At 69.7% G+C, this 18,878-nt stretch carries 17 protein-coding genes; 12 read left to right on the forward strand and 5 right to left on the reverse strand.

Translation table 11 applies throughout. The annotated features are described in order from the left end of the window. The 5 genes from G6O69_RS08865 to G6O69_RS08885 all read left to right on the forward strand — a co-directional run bounded on the left by G6O69_RS08865 (position 1) and on the right by G6O69_RS08885 (position 6,799). Positions 1-1,560 carry an MATE family efflux transporter gene (locus G6O69_RS08865; protein ID WP_176396725.1) on the forward strand — a complete coding sequence of 520 codons (1,560 nt, stop codon included), beginning with the start codon at positions 1-3 and terminating at the stop codon, positions 1,558-1,560. Between the two features lie 104 nt (positions 1,561-1,664). Next, a complete protein-coding gene (locus tag G6O69_RS08870) occupies positions 1,665-2,951 on the forward strand; it encodes a hypothetical protein (protein ID WP_172303090.1) in 1,287 nt (428 codons plus the stop codon). A 41-nt stretch (positions 2,952-2,992) separates the two neighbouring features. After that, complete coding sequence (locus G6O69_RS08875) at positions 2,993-3,916, forward strand: Ppx/GppA family phosphatase (protein ID WP_172303091.1); 924 nt, start codon at positions 2,993-2,995, stop codon at positions 3,914-3,916. A 97-nt stretch (positions 3,917-4,013) separates the two neighbouring features. Beyond that, positions 4,014-6,077, forward strand: coding sequence for a S8/S53 family peptidase (locus G6O69_RS41515; RefSeq protein ID WP_172303092.1), 2,064 nt, complete (start codon positions 4,014-4,016; stop codon positions 6,075-6,077). A 551-nt stretch (positions 6,078-6,628) separates the two neighbouring features. Then, positions 6,629-6,799, forward strand: a complete 171-nt coding sequence (locus G6O69_RS08885; RefSeq protein WP_176396726.1) for a hypothetical protein — start codon at positions 6,629-6,631, stop codon at positions 6,797-6,799. 77 nt (positions 6,800-6,876) lie between these two features. On the opposite strand, the gene G6O69_RS08890 is transcribed toward G6O69_RS08885, so the two are convergent. From G6O69_RS08890 to G6O69_RS08905, 4 genes are all read right to left on the reverse strand, one after another. Continuing rightward, positions 6,877-7,323 carry a hypothetical protein gene (locus G6O69_RS08890; RefSeq protein ID WP_172303093.1) on the reverse strand — a complete coding sequence of 149 codons (447 nt, stop codon included), beginning with the start codon at positions 7,321-7,323 and terminating at the stop codon, positions 6,877-6,879. Continuing rightward, positions 7,320-9,002 (reverse strand): prenyltransferase/squalene oxidase repeat-containing protein, encoded by a 1,683-nt coding sequence (locus G6O69_RS08895; RefSeq protein ID WP_172303094.1) that lies wholly within the window; start codon positions 9,000-9,002, stop codon positions 7,320-7,322. Before G6O69_RS08895 ends, G6O69_RS08890 begins: the two co-directional genes overlap by 4 nt. Then, complete coding sequence (locus G6O69_RS08900; protein ID WP_176396727.1) at positions 8,996-9,760, reverse strand: haloacid dehalogenase-like hydrolase; 765 nt, start codon at positions 9,758-9,760, stop codon at positions 8,996-8,998. The genes G6O69_RS08895 and G6O69_RS08900 overlap by 7 nt, the downstream gene beginning before the upstream one ends. A 603-nt stretch (positions 9,761-10,363) precedes the next feature. Next, positions 10,364-11,230 carry a flagellar motor protein MotB gene (locus G6O69_RS08905; RefSeq protein ID WP_172303096.1) on the reverse strand — a complete coding sequence of 289 codons (867 nt, stop codon included), beginning with the start codon at positions 11,228-11,230 and terminating at the stop codon, positions 10,364-10,366. A gap of 101 nt (positions 11,231-11,331) precedes the next feature. Between G6O69_RS08905 and G6O69_RS08910 the strand changes: the two genes are divergently transcribed. Both G6O69_RS08910 and G6O69_RS08915 read left to right on the forward strand, forming a co-directional pair. Further along, positions 11,332-11,691 carry a hypothetical protein gene (locus G6O69_RS08910; RefSeq protein ID WP_176396728.1) on the forward strand — a complete coding sequence of 120 codons (360 nt, stop codon included), beginning with the start codon at positions 11,332-11,334 and terminating at the stop codon, positions 11,689-11,691. A 26-nt stretch (positions 11,692-11,717) separates the two neighbouring features. Next, entirely contained in the window at positions 11,718-12,971 is a 1,254-nt protein-coding gene (locus G6O69_RS08915) for a penicillin-insensitive murein endopeptidase (protein ID WP_172303097.1), read from the forward strand. A gap of 97 nt (positions 12,972-13,068) precedes the next feature. Here the strand turns inward: G6O69_RS08915 and G6O69_RS39955 are convergent, their stop codons facing one another. Next, complete coding sequence (locus tag G6O69_RS39955; RefSeq protein WP_255215744.1) at positions 13,069-13,932, reverse strand: CAP domain-containing protein; 864 nt, start codon at positions 13,930-13,932, stop codon at positions 13,069-13,071. A gap of 505 nt (positions 13,933-14,437) precedes the next feature. On the opposite strand from G6O69_RS39955, the gene G6O69_RS08925 reads away from it, so the two are divergent. The 5 genes from G6O69_RS08925 to G6O69_RS39960 all read left to right on the forward strand — a co-directional run bounded on the left by G6O69_RS08925 (position 14,438) and on the right by G6O69_RS39960 (position 18,874). Then, a complete protein-coding gene (locus G6O69_RS08925) occupies positions 14,438-16,099 on the forward strand; it encodes a DUF2914 domain-containing protein (protein ID WP_172303098.1) in 1,662 nt (553 codons plus the stop codon). Positions 16,100-16,129: 30 nt separating this feature from the next. Continuing rightward, positions 16,130-17,104, forward strand: coding sequence for an SGNH/GDSL hydrolase family protein (locus tag G6O69_RS08930; RefSeq protein ID WP_172303099.1), 975 nt, complete (start codon positions 16,130-16,132; stop codon positions 17,102-17,104). Positions 17,105-17,128: 24 nt separating this feature from the next. After that, positions 17,129-17,581: an HNH endonuclease gene (locus G6O69_RS08935; RefSeq protein ID WP_172303100.1), complete on the forward strand. Its 453-nt coding sequence runs from the start codon at positions 17,129-17,131 to the stop codon at positions 17,579-17,581. A gap of 155 nt (positions 17,582-17,736) precedes the next feature. Continuing rightward, complete coding sequence (locus G6O69_RS08940; protein WP_172303101.1) at positions 17,737-18,615, forward strand: tetratricopeptide repeat protein; 879 nt, start codon at positions 17,737-17,739, stop codon at positions 18,613-18,615. 124 nt (positions 18,616-18,739) lie between these two features. Then, positions 18,740-18,874, forward strand: a complete 135-nt coding sequence (locus G6O69_RS39960; RefSeq protein ID WP_255215745.1) for a hypothetical protein — start codon at positions 18,740-18,742, stop codon at positions 18,872-18,874. The last annotated feature ends 4 nt before the right edge of the window (positions 18,875-18,878 follow it).

The following is an 18,878-nucleotide window of genomic DNA, read 5'->3' on the forward strand; positions in this document are numbered from 1 at the left end:
GTGGCCGGTGCGACCGCCTCCGAGGCCACGGGATCCGCGCGCACACGCGACGAGGCAGCTCCTTGCGACCCACGGCCGATCCACCTCAGCGTTCGCGCCTACCCGGCAAAAACAGCTACAACGCCCGCAGCTTTGGTCGAGCTCACCGAATTCGATGATCGGCCCCGCCAGGGCCTCCACCTGCTCCCCGAGCTCCCGCTGATCCGCAAGGTGCTCTACCTGGGCTCCTTCGTGATGCTGGCGATGCTGACCCAGTACTTCGTCAACGCGGCGGACAACCTGATGGTCGGGCGCCTCGAGGCCGAGGAGGCCACGGCCTCGCAGGCGGCCTTGGGGCTGGGCATGCCCCTGTACTGGGCGGTGGGCGGCTTCTTCGCCGCGGTCTCCTACGGCACCCAGGCCATGACTGGCCGGCGCTTCGCCGAGGGCCAGGAAAAGCGCGCCGGCCAGGTGCTCTTCAACGCGGCCTTGGTCGCGGTCGTCGCGGGGATCGTCGGCATGCTCGTGGGTTGGTTCCTCAGCCCCGCCGCCGTCGACTTCCTGGCCGAGGCCAGCCTCGAGCAAAAGCAGCTCGGCACCACCTACGTGCAGCTGCGCGCCCTGGGCATCGGGGCGATGGTCGTGACCGCGGCCTACAAGGCCTTCTTCGACGGCATCGGCCGCACCTACGTGCACCTGATCGCCGCCGTGGTCATGAACGTGTTCAACATCGGCCTCAACTACTTGCTGATCTACGGCAACGAGGCCCTGGGGATCCCGCGCATGGGCCTGGCCGGGGCCGGCTGGGCCTCGATGATCGCCACCTACCTGGGCATGGCGATCATGATCGGGGTCAGCGCGCTGCCCCGCTACCGCCTGCGCTTCGACTTCTACCGCCGGCGCAACTTCGACGGCGCGGTGGTCCGCAACATCGTCAAGCTGATGCTGCCCTCGGGCTCGGCCAGCGTGATCTTGATGGCGGGCTTCCTGCTCTTCTTCAAGTTCGTCGGGCAGATCGACTTCGCCGAGGGCACCGGCAACACCTACTCCGCGGCGACCAAGGCGCTGATGGACACCGGCGCGCTGTGCTTCATGCCGCTGTTCGCCTTTGGCACGGCCACGGCCACGGCCGTCAGCCAGAGCCTGGGCGCGCGCAAGCCCGAGCTCGCGGCGCGCTACGCCTGGGACTCGGTCCGCCTGGGGATCTTGGCCGTGATCCCCATCGGCCTGGCGTTTTGGTTCTTCCCCCAGGAGATCATCACCTTGTGGGCCCCCAACGATCCGGCGGTGCCCGCGGCGGCGGCCACCTCCCTGCGGTTGATCGCCACCTGCCTGCCCATGATGGTCGTCGGGCTGGTGCTCTCCCAGGCGCTCTATGGGGCGGGGGCCAACACCTATGTGATGGTCGCCGAGGGCCTGCTCCACTTTGGCCTGCTCGTCCCCCTCAGCTGGTTTCTGGGGCCCCACCTGGGCCTGGGCCTCGAGGGCATCTGGACGGCGGCGGTGATCTACGTGTGGGGTCTGGGCCTGGCCATGGGGGGGAAATTTCTGGGCCGAGGGTGGCGCGAGATCGAGCTGTGACATTGCGAGGTCCCACACCCGACCACCTCGGGGCGGAGCCAGCTCGAGTCCAACCAACCTGGAGCTTTTTGCGGTCATCCAGCGCACGGGCGTATCATCGGTCCATGCGCTTGCTTCTGCCTTCGACCGCCCTCGCCCTGACCCTGGCCATCCCAGGGCTCGCCGAGGCCAGCCCCTTCTCGGTGCAGCTGACCCCGGGGGACGTCCACCAGCTCACGCACGCACCGCAGCTGCAAAGCTGGTTCGCCGAGCCGCCGCCGCCGGACGCAGAGGCAGGCGCGGACGCGAGCGCGGACCCCGAGGCCGGCGCGGCTGACGCTGCTGGCGAAGCGGGCGAGAGCGCCGAGGGTGTCGAGGGGCCCAGCGAGGCCCCGGCCGACGACCCCGTCGGCGGCGACCCGGTCGACATCGAGGGCGAGGACGAAGACGACGAATTCGAGGAGCAGACCGGGCCGGTCAAGAAGGGCGACTTCAACGCCAACGCCATCGGGGTCAGCGGCGGCATCCACCTGATCCCCTCCTACTTCCTCAACAAGGCCCTGGCCTCCTACGCGAACTCGGTGTGTCGCAACGAGGTCGGGAACTGGGGCGAGGAAAACGGCCTGGTGAAGGTCGACGGCTGCAACTTCTACGTCAACGGCGGCTACACCCGGCGGATCTCCCGGGCCTTCGACATCTCGGTCAACCTCGGCTACCTGAACATCACCCCGCCCGACGCGCTGTGGATCGACAACGGCGAGTGGGACCGCGACAGCTGCACGGTCAACGAGGGTCCCGGCTCGAGCTGCGACCTCACGGCCGCCGACTACACCGAGATCGACCTGCGCATGTTCACCGTCGAGGTCAACTTCATCGGCCGCGGCACGCTCTATCGCAACGAGGACGTCGAGATCCAGCTGGGCGGCGGCGGCGGCGTCGGCATCGGCGTGCTGGTCGGCGACGGCATCTCGCGCACGCCCCTGGGCGGCCCCGAGGTCGGCCCCGACTGCAACACGCTCAGCGACACCGCGGACTTCCGCAAGTGCACCCCGCGCTACTACGACGACCCCGGCACGGACCAGGACGGGGACGGGAACGCGTCCGACATCTCCCGCCAGGACGTCGACGACAACGGCGGCATGGCGCCCGGCGGATTGATCTCCACGGGCACGACCTTCGCCAGCTGCTCCCGCGACAAGTGCCGCGGCGGAGACCTCGACGCCTTCGGCTCGCGCCAGACCGGCGGCACCTGGCCGGTCTACCCGCTGATCAACGTCCTCGGGAGCTTCCGGATCATCGTCAAGGACACCTTCGGCATCAACATCGAGGGCGGCATCAAGGACGGCTTCTTCTTCGGCGGCGGCATCCAGTACTTCTTTGGCGGCGGCGGCAAGGACAAACCCGCGGCCTGAGCCCGCGCTGGCGAGATCAAAGACGAACGCGCGGCGGGGGCATGGACAGGCCCCTGCCCGCGGGCGATCGTGCCGCGGCCATGAAGGCCGTCATCGACATCGGCAGCAACTCCATCTTGCTCCTGATCGCCAGCCGCGGCCCCGATGGCGCGCTGGCCATCGCCCGCGACGAGGCCACGGTCGCCCGGCTCAGCCAGGGCGTCGCGGCCAGCGGTCGCCTGGCCACCGAGGCCGTGGCCCGCGCCCTCGAGGTCCTGCGCCGCTACCGGGCGATCGCCGCGGCCGAGGGCATCGAGAGCCTCGAGGCCGTGGCCACCGAGGGCCTGCGCATGGCCGAAAACCCCGAGGACTTCCTCGAGCCAGCCGCCGAAATCCTCGGCGCCCCGGTGCGGATGATCTCCGGCGACGAGGAGGCCGCGCTCTCCTACCGCTCCATCGCCCTCGAGCAACCCGCGGACCAGCCCTTGCGCGTGGTCGACATCGGCGGCGCGTCCACGGAGCTGATCGTCGGCCGCGGCCTGGACATCGAGCAGGCCGTCAGCCACCGCATGGGCTCGGTGCGCATGAGCGAGCGCTTCATCGACGGCCACCCGCCGAGCGCCTCGGCGATCGCGGCGATCGCCGCCGCCGCGCGGGACTGCCTGGCCGCCCAGCCGCTCGCGCCCGCGCCCGAGCTCGTCGGCCTCGCGGGCACGGTGACCACCATCGGAGCCCTGGCCGCGGGCCTCGAGCGATACGAGCGTGACCGTGTCGACGGGCTGCGCCTGGATATCGACCGGATCCGCGCGCTGCGAGACGAGCTCGCGACCTGGAGCCTCGAGCGCCTCCAGGCCGTGCCGCTGCTCGGCAAGGGCCGCGCCGACCTGATAGTCACCGGCGCGACGCTCCTGCTCGCGCTGCTCGAGCACTGCGGCGCGGACACCTTGGTGATCCGCGATCGCGGCCTGCGCTACGCCCTGCTCTGAGCCCCACGCCCGGCTTCGGGCCGCGCGCGCGGCCGATTGCACGAGGGAGCGTCAGACACTCGCCCTGGCGCGCAAAGGGAGCTGCGGAGCGCCAAGCATGGTCACCGCAAGCCCGAAGTTCTCTCGCCAGCTCACCTTCTCCCTCGCCAGCCTCGCCAGCCTGACCGCCGGCTGCGATCTTCACGACGAAGACGCCCACCTGCGCGGCGGCGCGCTCGAGGCCATCGACGATGTCTACGTCCTCGACGACGCGGGCGACGACGCCGAGACCAGCGCGGACACGGGCGACGATCCGATCAGCCAGGAGGCCCCCTGCGGCGCGTCCTCGACCCTGCCCCCGGCGACCCAGTGCGAGACGGGGCGACAGATCGCCCAGGTCTCGGGGGACTGCCCGGTCCCCGACCCCGGCTCGCCGTGGACCGTGGAGCGCATGTTCGACGGCCTCGACGTGCAGGGCTCGCTGCCTCGCTACTGCCGCTACCTGTGGCAAGGCGGCCCGAACACCGACCCCAACCCCGGGCTGCTCCCCGCCGCGGTCGAGCCGCTGGTCTCCCCCGACTGCAAGGTCTTTCCCCAGGGACCCCTCGACGACGGCCTCGGCCCGCGCCTCGACCTCGCCTTCGCCCAGGGCGTCGACATGGTGAGCGGCACCGACGACATCATCGGCCGCCCCGGCGCCCCCGTGCAGATCTCCGTGGTCGACACCGCCCCCGCCCAGGCCAGCGACGGCCGCTCGGCCCACGGCCCGGCGATCGCGGCGATCATCGCCAACGTCGCCAACGGCTGCGTCCCCGCCCTGAGCAAGGGCCAGCAGTGCCGGCGCGGCGTCGAGACCTTCCTGGGCCTGCCGCAGATCGAGGGCGTCGGCCGAGACGAGGCCCGCGGCGGCTACTTTGGCTATCAAAGCGAGCTCGCCGAGGGCATCGCCGCGGCCGTCGACGCGTGGGAGAACACCGACCACAAGCTGATCATCAACCTCTCCGTGGGGTGGGAGCCGAGCCTCGGAGATCTCGACGACAGCGGGCAGACGGACCATCAGGCGGTCATGGCCGTGCGCGACGCCATCGGCTTCGCCGGGTGCCGCGGCGCGCTGGTCGTGGCCGCGAGCGGCAACCTCCCCCCGGGGAGCTGCGTGAGCGGGGGGATCAGCCCCGGCGCCTGGGAGGCGCTGCCCGGCTTCGACGCCGGCGCCTGCCTGTCCGTGGGCGTCGCCAACCCGGCGCCCCAGACCTCCCAGCTCCTCTACGCCGCCACCCCCCTCGACTGGTCCCTCGACAACCTCCAGGACCTCCGCCCGGGCTCCGACGCGCGCATCGCCACCGTGGGCTTCGGCGGCGTGGGCAGCGTGTACGGCGTTCGCCGCGGCCCGCTGACCGGGAGCTCCGTGTCCGCGGCCACCCTCTCGGGCGTCGCCGCGCTGCTGTGGAGCTACTACCCCGCGCAGAGCGTCGACGAGCTCATGACGAAGATCTACGACTCGGGGGTCCCCCGGGTCCTCGACGGCAGCCCGATCATGGCCACGCTGCACGGGCCGCAGTCGCCCTACCAACAGCACCTGGTCACCGCCTGCGAGGCCCTCGCCTACACCTGCGACGCCCTCGACTCCGATCCCGGCCGCTGCGCCAGCTTGCGCAGCCAGTGCAGCGGCGCGAACGTCGATCGCCAGAGCTGGTGGCAGGACTACGACAGCGCCCTCGCCCAGCTCGACCCCGACGCCCAGACCGGGGCCTGGGCGCCCGCCATGGTCCCCTACGAGTGCCAGGCCTGCGACACCACCCCACGTGACACCAAGCTCCCCGCCCACGCGGCCATCGACGCCGGCGACATGCCCGACCCCTGGTCGATCCCGCAGCCCGAAGATCCCCCCTGTCCGATGTGTGGCATCCAGGACGACGAGGGCTACCTCGCCCTGGATCAGGCCTACCGGGACATGAGCCTGCAAAACGTGAGCATCACCCTCGACGACGGCGCCGGCGGCGAGGAGGTGTTGATCTATGGCGCGCTCGCCCTCGACGCGGACAGCGTCTATACGCTGGTCGACAGCGATCTCATGCAGATCGACCGCAGCAACCTCCCCCCGGTCAGCGCGCGCGTCGACATGGTGTTCACCGACGCGACCGGGCGGACCTTCACGGCTGGCAACCAGATCCCCGTGAACTAGTGTGCGCGGCAGAGGACTTGAAGGGCCCCAGGCTTGGAGCACCGGCCGCTGACTTCGTTGCTCGTCAGTCATTTGTGCCCGACAAACTCCCTCCTCGCGCCTCGTCAGCGACCGGCGGTCCGGCGCCTGAGACCCTTCAAGTCCTCTGGCGCGCACACTAGCTACACCTCGGGGCGCAGCGACTCCTTCGGAATTGCCTGGTGAAGTGTTTCGGTGATTGTCGCGGAAATTTTTCACGCCTCGCGCCTTGGTGGCCGGGGCGCATCGAGGCCCCGAGCGGCGCCCCGCCCCGGTTGCGCTAGCCAAAACACGACCGAGCTCGGCGCCGGCGCGTGGCGGGGTTGTGTTTGGCTGGCCGCCGCGATCACTGCTACGATCGAAGCGTCGTTTCAGGCACCCGGCACAGGAGGTGTGCATGATCGAAACCCAAGCCACGATTCTCCCTGGTTTCATCCCAGCAGCGGCGGCTGCGAAAGGAGGGACCACCTAGTCCGGGAGCGGCGGCCTGAGCCGATTGGGGCCGCTGCCCGCCGAACTCGCCTGGGCACCTCGTGACTCGGGCGACCTCTCACGATCGTCCTCGCCAACTCTCCGAGCTCTCGAGCACGAGCGAGGATCACACCAAGCCAATCCGGTCGATCTCCGTCGACCAGCGCGCCGAGTTCCCCGCGCTCCATGGCGCGCAATCCATCCGCGAGGTCTGCGGGGGCCTCGAAACGTAGAACCGGCCCGCCCGAAGCGACCCCAAAGCCGTCCGACCTGTGGTCGGGCGGCTTTTCGCTTCCAGAGCCGTCCGAGCTCAGCCGTGCAGGCTGCGGCGTCGCTCCTCGCGCTGCGCCTCGAGCTCCGCGAGGCACTCGGCGCGGAGGCGGTCCAGGATCTCCGTGACTTCCTGCTTGCGGTCGACGATGTTGATGTGGTCCATGGCGCGGTCGAAGTCCTTCCACGCGAAGGAGCGGACCTTGGCGCCCAGCCAGGACACCGCCGTGACCACGCCGCGGACCAGCACGTCGTCGGTGATCACCACCAGGCCCATGCTGTGCTCGCGCAGGGCGACCGCGGCTTGCCTGCGCTGCACCGGAGAGACCTCGAGGATGCCCAAGGTCCCGCCGATGTAGTAGCTGAAGTCACCCGCGGTGAAGTCCTCCATGAACGCCGCCCAGGTCTTGTCGTCGATCGGGCCTGCGGTGTTCACGCCGACCATGAGGTCGTCCTTCTTGACCCATTTGAAGATACATTCGCTCATGCGTCGCTCGCCCGTTCAACTTGCCAGATTTGGGTATCGTTAGACCAGCTGAAATTCATGCCGCCCGGATTCCCCCTTCGGGTGTTCAGCGCCGTAAAAGGCTGTTCGCTGAGGGGATGCGTGGAGATCACATGGTTCAGTGCGATGAGTGCAAAGTTATCGGCCAGCACCGGCACGTCATAGGCAATCGGCCGCGGGCCCGACTGGTCGGGGCGCGACGAAAAACCCCCGTGGCTCTGCTGCTGATCGATCAGGTAGGACACGCCGCGGCCCATGGTGTAGCCCGCGTCGAAGTGACTCAGCGTGATTAGCGCATACGCACTACTGATCGGGTCGCTGCCGTCACCGATGATGTGACCCCAGCCACCGTCGTCATTTTGCGAGAGGCGCAGATAGGACATGGCGCGGCGCTCCGCCTGGAGGCGCTCGAGCGAGGACAGGCACCTCTGCTGGGTCTGTAGGGCCAAGAGCGCCCGGAAGATGGCGTTGGGGTGCGCGCTGCTCCAGCTGCGCTCGAAGGTGCCGTCGAGATCCTGGTGATTTGCGATGAACTTCAGGGCACGCGAGAACAGCCCCCTGTAGCGCTGGTGGCTGGGCGCGAGGGCGTTGAGCACGGCGGCGGTCATGGCGACCTCGGAGGCGGCACCCCGGACGAAGGTCGGGAACCCGCCGTCGAGGTTTTGCATGTCGACCATGTACGCCTCGGCGCGACGCAGAGCGCCGTGATAGCGGAAAGGATCGACCGCGCGCAGGAACTCGACGCAGTAGGCCGTGTCGTCGACGTCGGTCTGGTTGACGCCGTGGGCGTAGCCCCAGCCGCCGTTGCTGCGCTGCTGCCCCGCCAGGTAGTCGCCCAGGCGGCACAGCGTCGCCCGCGGGAGGCCGGCGCCGACGAGGCCCAGGCCCGCGGTCGCGGTCGCAAAGATCTCCATGCTCGCAATGAAGGAGAAGCCGCCGTCGAAGCGCTGCTGACCGACGAGCTCGTCGGCGCTGCGGGCGACGAAGTCGCGCTCGCCGGGGAGCTCCGCCAGCGCGAGCATGGCCAGCAGCCGCGCGAGCAGGTACTGCTCCCAGGTCTGGCCGCGCTCTCGCGGCTGCGCGGCCAGCTTGAGCACCTCGATGTGCGCGGGGTCGATGCGCTCGGGCTGGCCGCGGCCCACGAAGTAGAGCACGCCCAGGGCGAGGGTCATCACCGAGACCCAGCGCTGGAGCTCCGGCCCGGGGACGAAGTCCTGCTCGCGCAGGCCGAGGTCCGGCATCGCCCCGCCCACCGCGCCGAGGATGATGTTGAAGAGCACGTGCTTGCGCCGCGAGGAGAAGTGCTCGAAGCCGTCGAGGAAGGCCGAGACCGCGGCCATCGAGGAGGACTCCGCCTCCAGCCCGAGCGCGGCGATGACCAGCGCGCGGTGGAAGGGGTCGAGGGCCCCCTTGCGCCACTCCCGGCGCAGGTAGCCGACGGCGCGCTCGCGGCAGACGAGGTGGCGGTCGAGGACGCGCAGCAGGTGCAGGGCCAGGGCGGACTCGAGCACGCGGCTCTCACAGTCACCGAGGATCGCCCCGTCGGGGCGGACGCTCTCGAGCACGCGCGTGGTCAGAAAATCGCGAGCGTGGAGCACCTCGCGGTCGAGGGCAGGACGCGGGGGGACATCGCGGACAGAGACGAGAGAGGAGGTCAGCATGGCGAGCCTTGGCTGTCGAAGGTTGTGCGGTCCGAGCCGGAGAGCCGCTCGAGGCAGAGGAGGGTGCGGACGCGCTCGAGCACGTCACCCCGGGTCGCCACGGGCCAGCCCCGCGTCTGCGCGAGCTCGGCGAGCTCGACAGTTGGCTCGAAGGCCAAGGCGATCCCGACCTCCTCGAACATAGCCACGTCAGTGAGCGAGTCACCCATGGCGAAGCTGCGCTGCAGATCTCGGGGCCGGCGGCCAAAGGCGCCGGCGAGGATCTCCGCCTTCGCCCCCGGTACACCCGAGCCCAACGCGACGCTGCCGGTGTAGCGCCCCTCGGCCCGCGCGAATACGGCCCCGTGCGCCTCCTCGATGCCGAGCTCGTCGGCGACCAGGCGCACCATCTCGATCGGGCTGCCCGAGATCAGCAGCGGCACGCGGCCGCTCGCGCGCAGCTCGGCGATCAAGGTCGGCGCGAAGGCGAACAGCTTGCCCCGCTTCTTTTCCCACAGCGCCCGCGCCTGGGCCTCGACCTCGGCGCAGCTGCGACCGGCCAGGGCCCGCGCATACGCTTCGTAGGCCCCGCGTGCCATGGTCTCGAAATCGATCTCGTCGCGTTGGTGCGCACCGCCAATCGCAAAGACCTCCGCGGCCGCGTCGAGATCGCAAAGCTCCGCTCGCATGAGCACGCGAAGTAGATCGATCCCGAGAGTGCCCGGATAGAGCGTCCCATCTACATCGAGGGGCGCGATGCCGGTTTTTGCGTCCTTCACGCTCAGATCGCCATGGGCAGAATTACGTATAGTCTTGGGTCGATTCATGCCAAATTGAGTGGCTTGTCGAGGTGCCATCTTGTTTCGGGGCATTCTGGGACAGATTGAGGGGGGCTGCTTTCAATGTGCGTGTAAGATGTATCCCACATCGCATTTTTGCCGCCTAACAACGAATGCGGTGCAAATCGTCGCTCTCGCCTTTCAACCGATAGGGCACCGTCTCGCAGCGGTCAAGACCCTAGTGGCATTTTGGGACAGTCATTAGGACCACCAACTGTTCCTTGGGCCAGCCATTGAGGAGCGTCCACATTCATCATTCTTTCACGATTAATCAGTGCACCCTTACACCCAAAACTTCGCGAGGTTTTCAGTATCTACGTGAATTCACCGCTTCTCTCGCGTGCGCGCGCCGAGTCGACGTTGAACGAGTCGACCTTACTCGAGCGGCCATTATGAACTGTGCCGGCTGTCCGGTACGTCTCTTGTCTCACGAGAAAGTTCTTCGCCCCAAAGCGGCATTGGTCACGGGGCGGGATCGCACCCAAAAGAAAAGGCGACGCGCTTTTCGCACGTCGGCCTTTTTTGGCTGGTCCTTCGACCAATTCAACTTTGCGAGTTGAACATCTTCTCGATCTGATCCGCGCCAGGCAGATCCGAGAGGTCGGGGACGATCACGATCTCGATGCGCCGGTTTCGAGCGCGGCCCTCGTCGCTGTCGTTGCTGGCCGCGGGCCGGGTGTCGGCAAAGGCGGCCGCGCTCACCCGCTTGCCGGGCATGCCAGCGTCGGCCATCTCCTTGACCACGTTGATCGCCCGCGCGGACGCGAGCTCCCAGTTGGAGGGGTAGGTCTTGGTCTTGATCGGCACGTTGTCCGTGTGGCCCTCGACCTGAAAGCGGCGCTCGGGGATCTCGGCGAGCAGACCGCCCACCTCGCGGATCGTCGCCGCGCCCTCTTCGGAGAGCTTGGCCGAGCCGGAGCCGAACAAGATGTCCGTCTGGAGCTCGAGGACCATGCGCCCGTCGACGATCTTGGCCTTGAGCTTGCCGTTGTCGATCAGACTCTTGAATTTGGCGAGGACCCCGCGGTACTCGGAGGCGCGGGCCTCGGCCTGCTTCTTGAGGCGCTGGAGCTCGGCCAGGGCCTGCTGCATCTCCTCGACGGAGGCCTCGAGGCTGCTGCGGTCCTTGAGCACGTTGGCGAGCTGGCTCTCGGCGTCACTCGCCCTGGCCTCGGCGACGGCGAGGTCTTCCTCGAGGCCGGAGATCTGGCCGCCGAGGGCCTCGATCTCCAGCTGCGCGTCGGCGAGGGCGGCCTCCAGGTCCTGGCTCTGCGCGCGGGACTGGCTGAGCTCGTCGCGGGTCTTGGCGAGGTCGGCCTCGAGTGCCTCGTACTTTTTGGCGCTGACGCAGCCGACGCTGAGCGAGGCGAGCAGCAGGCCCATCGCGAGAGATGAAGTTTGGCGCTTCATGGCAGGAGTATGCACAGGCCCCCCGAGCTTGGACAGCGAGGCCGCGCGCCCTTTATGCGCCCGAGTTCCGACACCTGGGCTCGAGAGAGGATGTAATGTTCGTGGTCGTGCACTCTGACTCACCTGTCGCGCCTGGCTCGAAGCTCGTTGCCACCACCGAGCCCGCTCCCAGCGAGCCCGCTCCCAGCGAGCCCTCGCCCTCACCTGCGCCCGAGCCTCAGGAGGAGCCGCCGCCCGCCCCTGGCCCCAGCGAGCCGCGCCCGCTCGAGCCGCCGCCCGGCCCAGGCCGCGGCCCCCAGGAGCTCCCCCCGCCGGCAGAGCCGCGGCCTTTTTCGCTCCCACGTCGACCAGAGGAGGCGCCACCGCCAGACGAGCCGGCTCCTGCCATCTCGCCCACGCTCCCCGAGCTGCCCGGCGACGCGCCTCTGGAGATCCCCACCGACACCCCCGACGAGGTCTGAGCCTTCGAGCTGAGGTACCATGGGTCATGGCTCGCTCGCTGCGCTCGCTCCTGGTGCCGGCGCTCGCGTCGACCCTCGGCTGCGAGGTCCAGGCCGCCGAGGTGCAGGGCGCGCTCGAACGCAAGGCGGCCAGCGAGTTCACCGAGCGCCAGGTCGAGTCGGTGCAGGTCGCGGCGAAAGCCGACACTGACACTGACACCGACGCGAAGACCGAGACCGACACCACGGACGCCCGCGCCAGCGCTGGCCACGACGGTAGCCGCGCCAAGCCCTCGTGGCACATGCCCGCCCACGAGCCCGGCTCGCTCCCTCGCTGGATCGAGCACGAGACCATCCCCCGCGAGACCCTGGCCCAGCTCGCCGCGCGCTACGACGTCCACGTCGACAACCTGCGCGCCTGGAACGACATCGCCGAGGGCGACGAGCTCCACCCCCGCCGGCCCCAACACTTGCGGGTCTACGCCCGGCGCAGCCCGCCCCCGCGTCAACGCCTGCGCCACGCCTTTCGCGAGGGCGAGAGCTGGCTGTCGATCTCCCGCCGCTACGGCGTCGACAGCAGCGACCTGCGCGCGTGGAACGTCGGCGCGCTCGGGCGCAGCCTGGAGGCCGGCGAGGTCCTCGACGTCTGGGTCGACCCGATCGTCTACGACGCCATCATCAACGACCTGCCCGCGGACCTGCGCGCGGCCGAGGTCCGCCCTGGGGCCCACGGGGTCGGGCCGCCCCAGGAGGGCGTGCTGATCGCCGGCGTACAGATCCCCCCAGGCCCGGGCTACACGCTGCGCTACCCAAACTCCGCCTGGGGCACGACCTGGTCCGTGCGCCACGTGGTCGCGGCGCTGGATCGCTTTCGAGTCACCAGCGACTACCCGCTGGAGATCCGCGTCGGGACCATGAGCCGCCAGCGCGGCGGCGAGATCGGCGGGCACAACTCGCACCAGACCGGCCGCGACCTCGACATTCGCCTGCCCCTGCGCGTCGAGGTGCCCCAGGCCCTCCCGCCCACGGCCAGGCGAGTCGACTGGCGCGCGACCTGGGAGCTCGTCCAGGCCTTCGTCGGCACCGGCGTCATCGAGATCATCTTCCTCGACTACAAGCGCCAGCGGCGGCTCTACAAGGCCGCCGTCGAGGCCGGCGCCAGCGAAGAGGCGCTCGACGCCTTGATCCAATACCCGCGCGGGTTCAAGGCCAACCTCGGGCTGATCCGCCACGCGCCTGGCCACGATGGCCACCTGCACCTGCGCTTCCCCTGCGGACCCGCCGAGTCCGAGTGTCAATAGGTCTCCATGACGAGACCCGCGAGGCGAGCGTTGGGGGTGTACGAAGGGCGGCTCTGCCGCCCGTAGTGAGGGGGCTTTGCGAAAGCCCCCTTTATAATCAATTCCCGAAGGTCTGCGTCCAGTAGTGGCCATAGTCCGAGCCGGCGACATTGGCGTAGCCGACCCCGATCAGCGTGAAGCTACCGTTGAGCATGTTGGCGCAGTGGCCGTCGCTGTCGAGCCAGCCCTGGACGACGTCCTCGGGGCTGCCGTAGCCGGCCGCGATGTTCTCGCCCCAGCCGCCGCCGCTATAGCCGGCCTGATCCAGGCGCCAGCCCGGGCCGTTGCCCATCAAGTTGGTGTGGCTGAAGTAGTCGTTCTCGCCCATGTCCATGGAGTGGACCCGCGCCGCGCAGGTCAGCGTGGCCTCCCAGGTCAGCGGACCCGAGGCAGCGAAGGTCCCCTCGCTGCCGCAGCTGCCCCCGGAGGCCCGGGCCGCGTTGACGAGCTCGATGACCTCGAGCTCCCAGGCCACCCACGACGCGTCCCAGTCGTCGACGGGGTTGCAGTAGGCGTTGTCGGGCATGTCGCCCTCGCTGCTCTCCTCGCTGTCCCCGCTCGTCGACTCTTCTTCCTCGCCTCCGCTCGTGGACGTCTCTCCGCCGCTGTCGCTGGTCGACTCCTCTTCGCTCGAGCCCGAGTCGCTGGTCTCGCCGCCATCGTCGGTCTCGCCGCCATCGTCGGTCTCGCCGCCGCTCGTGTCTCCACCGCTCGTGTCTCCACCGCTCGTGTCTCCACCGCTCGTGTCTCCACCGCTCGTGTCTCCGCCGCTCGTCTCGCCGCCGCTCGTCTCTCCGCCGCTCGCGTCGCCGTCTTCCCCCACGTCGCCGCCCTCGTCCGTGCCATCGCCAGCGCTCACGCCACCGAAGAGGTCGTCCTGCTCGTCGAGGTCGAGGCCCGAGTAGCAGGCCGTCGCGGCCATCGAAAAGCAGATCGTTGCAAACGAGAAGATACGAGCGTGACGATATTTCATGATCAAACCGATGTTATTTTTTAGGATGGCCGCCAAAACCATTCAAGCATTTCCAGGTTCTCCAATCTGAATCGAGCAATCACCATGCTGAGCTCACTGTAATTTCTGCGATCTCCTCCCGCGACTGCGCAGACCGAGGCAAATGTCGACACTCGGCAGGCCGTGACGCCTCTCCCACGCAGAGGTCTGGACACCACGCTGGGGGATCGCGGCGACAAGCCCCGCCCGCCGAGGTCGGCATCGGGCCGCGGGTGTTGCCTCGGCGACATGCGCAGGTTCGCCAGCTCACCTCCTGGTCTCGCAGAGAAAACACGATGAAGGGGCGCGAGAGCTCGCGTTCAAACGACAGGTGGAGGCCCTGCGGCCAGATCCAGGCAGATCCTCCGGCGGGCTTGCGAGGGCCGCGGCCGCTGAGGCACAGTGCCTGCTTGCGCGAGCCCGCTCGCGAGGGATCATGGCCAGCGACTCGGACAAGCCCCCCGACGCTACCGGCGAGCCCCCCAAGCCCAAGTCGGTGTTCGACTCCGGCTGGAGCGAGCTCCTCGGCGACGAGGATGCGCCGCAAAAGGTCCCGCGCCCGACCTTTTCCCCGCCGACCCGCGAAATTCGTAATTCGACGACCACCAATTCGGTGTCGGGCGCCTTTGGGGGGCCACCGACCCCTCCCGCGCCTGCGCTGACGATCCCCAGCGCCCCCGCTCGCTCCAGCGTCGCGCCGCCTTCGGTCTCCGCCCCGCCTTCGGTCCCCGCGCCGGCGGTCGGAGCCCGCGAGGTCGCGCCCCCGGTCCCCGTCCCGACGCCGGCCCAGGCGGATCCCCGCTCGGGCACTCCAGCTTCCAGCTCGACCGACGCCGCGGCGCCGAGCGAGCCCGGGGCCAGCTCGGCCGACGCCGAAGCCTCCAAAGCCGAAGCCTCCAGCACCAGCGCCGAAGCTCCCAGCGAGCCCGGGGCCAGCTCGGCCGACGCCGAAGCCTCCAAAGCCGAAGCTTCCAGCACCGAAGCCTCCAGCCCCAAAGCTTCCACCGCCGAAGCTGCCAGCTCCCCCGACGCCTCCAGCCCCAAACTCGCCAGCTCGGCCGACGCCGCGGGAAGTGACGCTCGGCCCTCTTCGGCCGCCGAGGGGACCGCAGCGAGCGCCTCCTCGTCGTCCAGGGGCCGTGTCTCAGTGGGCTCTCCCGAGAGCTCGGGGGCTCGCCGAGCTCGGCTCTCGCTGGTCCGAGACGAGGGCGAGCCCAGCCCAGCCCAGCCCAGCCCAGCCCAGTCCAGCCCAGCCCAGTCCGGCCCAGCCACGGTTTCCGAGGCTGCGCGCGAGCCCGAAGGGCCGAACCAGACCGAGCTCGCCGAGATGCTCGAGCACGATCAGCGGCCCACCTCCAAGCGCGGCCTGCTGCTGGTCGTCGGCGTCGTGGCCGTCATCGCCGCTGTCGTCGTGCTGTCGCGGGGCGAGGGCGAGGGACCCGAGCCCCGCGCTCGACAGACCCCCGGCGCCGCGCAGGCCGACACGGCGCCCGCCGATCCCCAGGCAGACCCGAGCGAGACGCCGCCCCGGCAGGCCGACCCCCGCCCGCCGTCGAGGTCCGAGGCCGGCACGGACTCCGACACGGACACGGGCGACGACGCGCCCGCCGAGGGCCCCAAGCCGCTGCCGACGGCCGCGGCCGGCGATCCTCGCGCGCCCAGTGTGATCCCCCGCGGCACCCCCGAGGACAACGCCAAGGCCTTCGCCAAGCTCCCGGTCTCGATCCACGACGGGCCCCCCCTGGGCGCCATCGGCCGCAGCGGGATCCACATCGACGCGGTCGAGGTCGGCAAGGACTACCAAGGCGGCGACTGCGTGCCGGCCAGTCAGCGCTACTCGATCGCCGCCGATGAGCTGGTCAACGTGTGCTTCCGCGTGGTCCATCCCCGCGAGGAGGAGACGGTGTGGGTCTACTGGGAGAAGGACGGGCTGCTCACGCGGCGCGGGAAAGTTCGAATTCGCGACATTCACGCGTACAAGACCCGGGCCTACCTCAAGCTGCGACCGGAATACGTGGGCGACTGGCGCGTCCGCATCGTGCCCGAGGACGAGGACGACATCGACCTCGTGGTAGCCGAGTTCCAGATCAGCGAATAGGATCCCCTCATCTTCGTCCGAGCTGCCCCCATGAGCACCCGCCGCCTCTCGAAGCCCCGTCTGCTGGCCCTGGGCATGAGCTTCGCCCTCGGCCTTGGCCTCGCCACCCTCGCCCCGGCTTCGGCCACCGCCAACCCCGACGAAGATCCGCCGCCGACCTGGCGCTTCAAGAAGCAGGACAAGCCGGTCAAGGTCGTGGTCCTCGCGGGCTCCGTGGGCGCCTGGCAAAAGGACCCCTACCACGAGCACCTCGAGAACTGGTGCAGCAACGTCGAGGTCGAGAACCTGTCCAAGACGGGCTACGGGGCCTACTGGCTGCGCAAGCGCTTCATGCAGCAGGTGATCCAAAACCCCTACCTGAACCTGCGCAACCCCGACCACGAGTACTGGATGATCTTCCACGGCGGGCTCAACAGCGTGGCCACGCCGGAGAGCACCAACAAGGAGCTGCGCCAGCTCTTCATCTCGGCCCACCGCCGCGGGGTCGAGGTGGTCGCGCTCTCGCTGATGCCCTGGGGGGACGAGAGCGACAAGAAGCGCTGGCGGGGTCTCGCCGGCCTCAAGTACAAGCAGCACACCGAGACCGTCGTCGACTTCTTGCTCAAGCGCTCCACCCCGCAGGAGGCCCTGGGCAACTACATCGACCGCCGCGACGACCAGAGCGCGCCCTGGAGCCCCGACGAGCTCGCGGACATCGCCATCGACCTCTACGACTCGGACATGCGCGACCGCAACGCGCCGCTGCGCGACCTCGCCAAGATGCGGGCGCTGCTCGAGAAGGACAAGGGCTGGAACAAGCGCCACGCCGACCTCGACCCGGCCGCCCGCGAGGCCGCCCTCGAGCGCGACGCCCAGGCCGCCGCCGAGCTCCCGCGCTGGTACATGCGCCCGGAGCTGCGCGCCTTCGACCACATCCACCCCAACGAGAAGGGGCACGAGCTGGTCGCCGAGATCACCTGCCCGCAGCTCCCGGCCAGCTGGGGCTGCACCTGCCCCAAGCCCTGATCCGCCCCGCGCTACACTGGCGCGGTGGGCAGGCGAAGCGCCAAGCTGCTGTGGTGCGCGGCCACGGACTCGACCTTCGAGCGCGCCCGGCTCGGTGAGCGCGAGGTCCTGGCCGGCAAGTGCATCCACTGCAAGCGCAAGCTCGCCGTGGACCTCACCGGCCAGCCGATCGCCAACGAGACGGTCGAGCACATCGTGCCGCGCACCCACGGGGGCACGGACGCCGTCGAGAACCTGGCGATCGCCTGCTCGCGCTGCAACCAGGGCAAGGGCAGCCGGCTGGACCATCGGCCGTGGTCCGATCCCACCTTGCAGGCGGTGATCTCCACCTTGCGAGCCCGAAGGCGCGCGCGCATGCGGCCGCCCCTCGCCGGCCTCGAGCTCCCGCCTCTGTCCCCGCCCGACCAGGACACGGCCCCCGCAGACAGCGCCCAGCGAGGTCGAGGCACCAAGTCCCGCGGGCGACGCGGCCGCTGAGCCGCGCGGAGATCTCGGCCACCGGTCGCACGCTGCGCCGAGATCTCCGCGGGCACCATGGCGCAGGCTCTGCGCGGGCCAGACCGCCACAAAGCCGGGCTGGATCACGGTTCCGCCCCTCAGCGCCGGGCTCGCTCGCGCTACACTCCCCGGCGATGGCTCCCAGGATCCCGCGCCGAGCCGAGCGCTGGCTGGTCCCCGCGCTGATCTTCCTCCCCGGCTGCGAGGGCGAGGTCGCCGCGCTCTTCTCCCTCGCCTTCGGGACGGCCCTGGGCGCGTGGATGGTCAGCCGCGACCGCCAAAATCGCGCGCTCTATGCCGCCGAGAACCTGCGCCACGCCATCGCCACCGGCCAGCAGCGCGAGATCGAGATGAGCCTGCGCAAGCAGCTGGCGCTGGCCGAGGCCGGCGAGGCGGTCAGCGTCGAGCGTCAGTGGCTGGCCCGGGCGCAGCTCGGCGGGCTGCTGGTCGCCGAGTGGCGCCTCGACGAGGCCCGAGCGATCTACGGGGCCGACGACGCCGGGCTGTCCTCGCACCTCCAGGCCCTTGCCAATTTCGGCCGCCACGAGCTCGCGCTGCTCTCGGGCAGCCCCGACGACGGCCTGCTCGAGACGATCCGCAGCGACCGCGACGCCTGCCTGCAACACGTCCCGCCGCGCTACCGCGAGCTGGTGACCGACGCCTGGCGAGCCCTCGAGGGCCTGTGCCTGGTGCGCATGGGTCGGGCTCGAGAGGCCGCCCCCCTGCTCGAGCGCGGGCTGAGCTCCCTGGCCTACAACCCCGCGCGCGTCGTCTACCTCTACCACCTCGGCCAGGCCTACGAGCACCTCGGCGAGCGCCAGCTCGCGGCCGAGGCCTACGAAGAGGCCACCAAGGCCTTCCCCGGCACCCGCCTGGCCAGCGAGGCCAAGTCCCGGCGGCTCGCCTTGGTCGAGGGCCAGCACGGCGAGGGCATGTTCCGACGCATGCTCCCCGAGGCGCCCGTGGGCTCCGCGCTCTTGCCAGCCAAGGCCAAGCTCGACGACGAGCCTTAGGAGCCCAGAGCGCGATCGTGCGAGTCATCGTGAGTAGCCTCGCAGCGGCCCTCAGCGGGCGAATCGACGCTCTAGCGCATCCTCTCGATGTAGTGTAATCGGAGCTCCACCAGCGAGGCGATTCATGGCCGAGAACAAGCAAGAAGACCATCCGCAAGTGCCCGGGCTGACCGCCATGGCTTGGTTCGCCCTCATCCTCTTCGTGTCGTTGATCGGCCTCGTTCTGTTCTTGCAGTTCAAGTTCGGCACGCCGGGCTGAGCCG

Source organism: Pseudenhygromyxa sp. WMMC2535, from assembly GCF_011083025.2.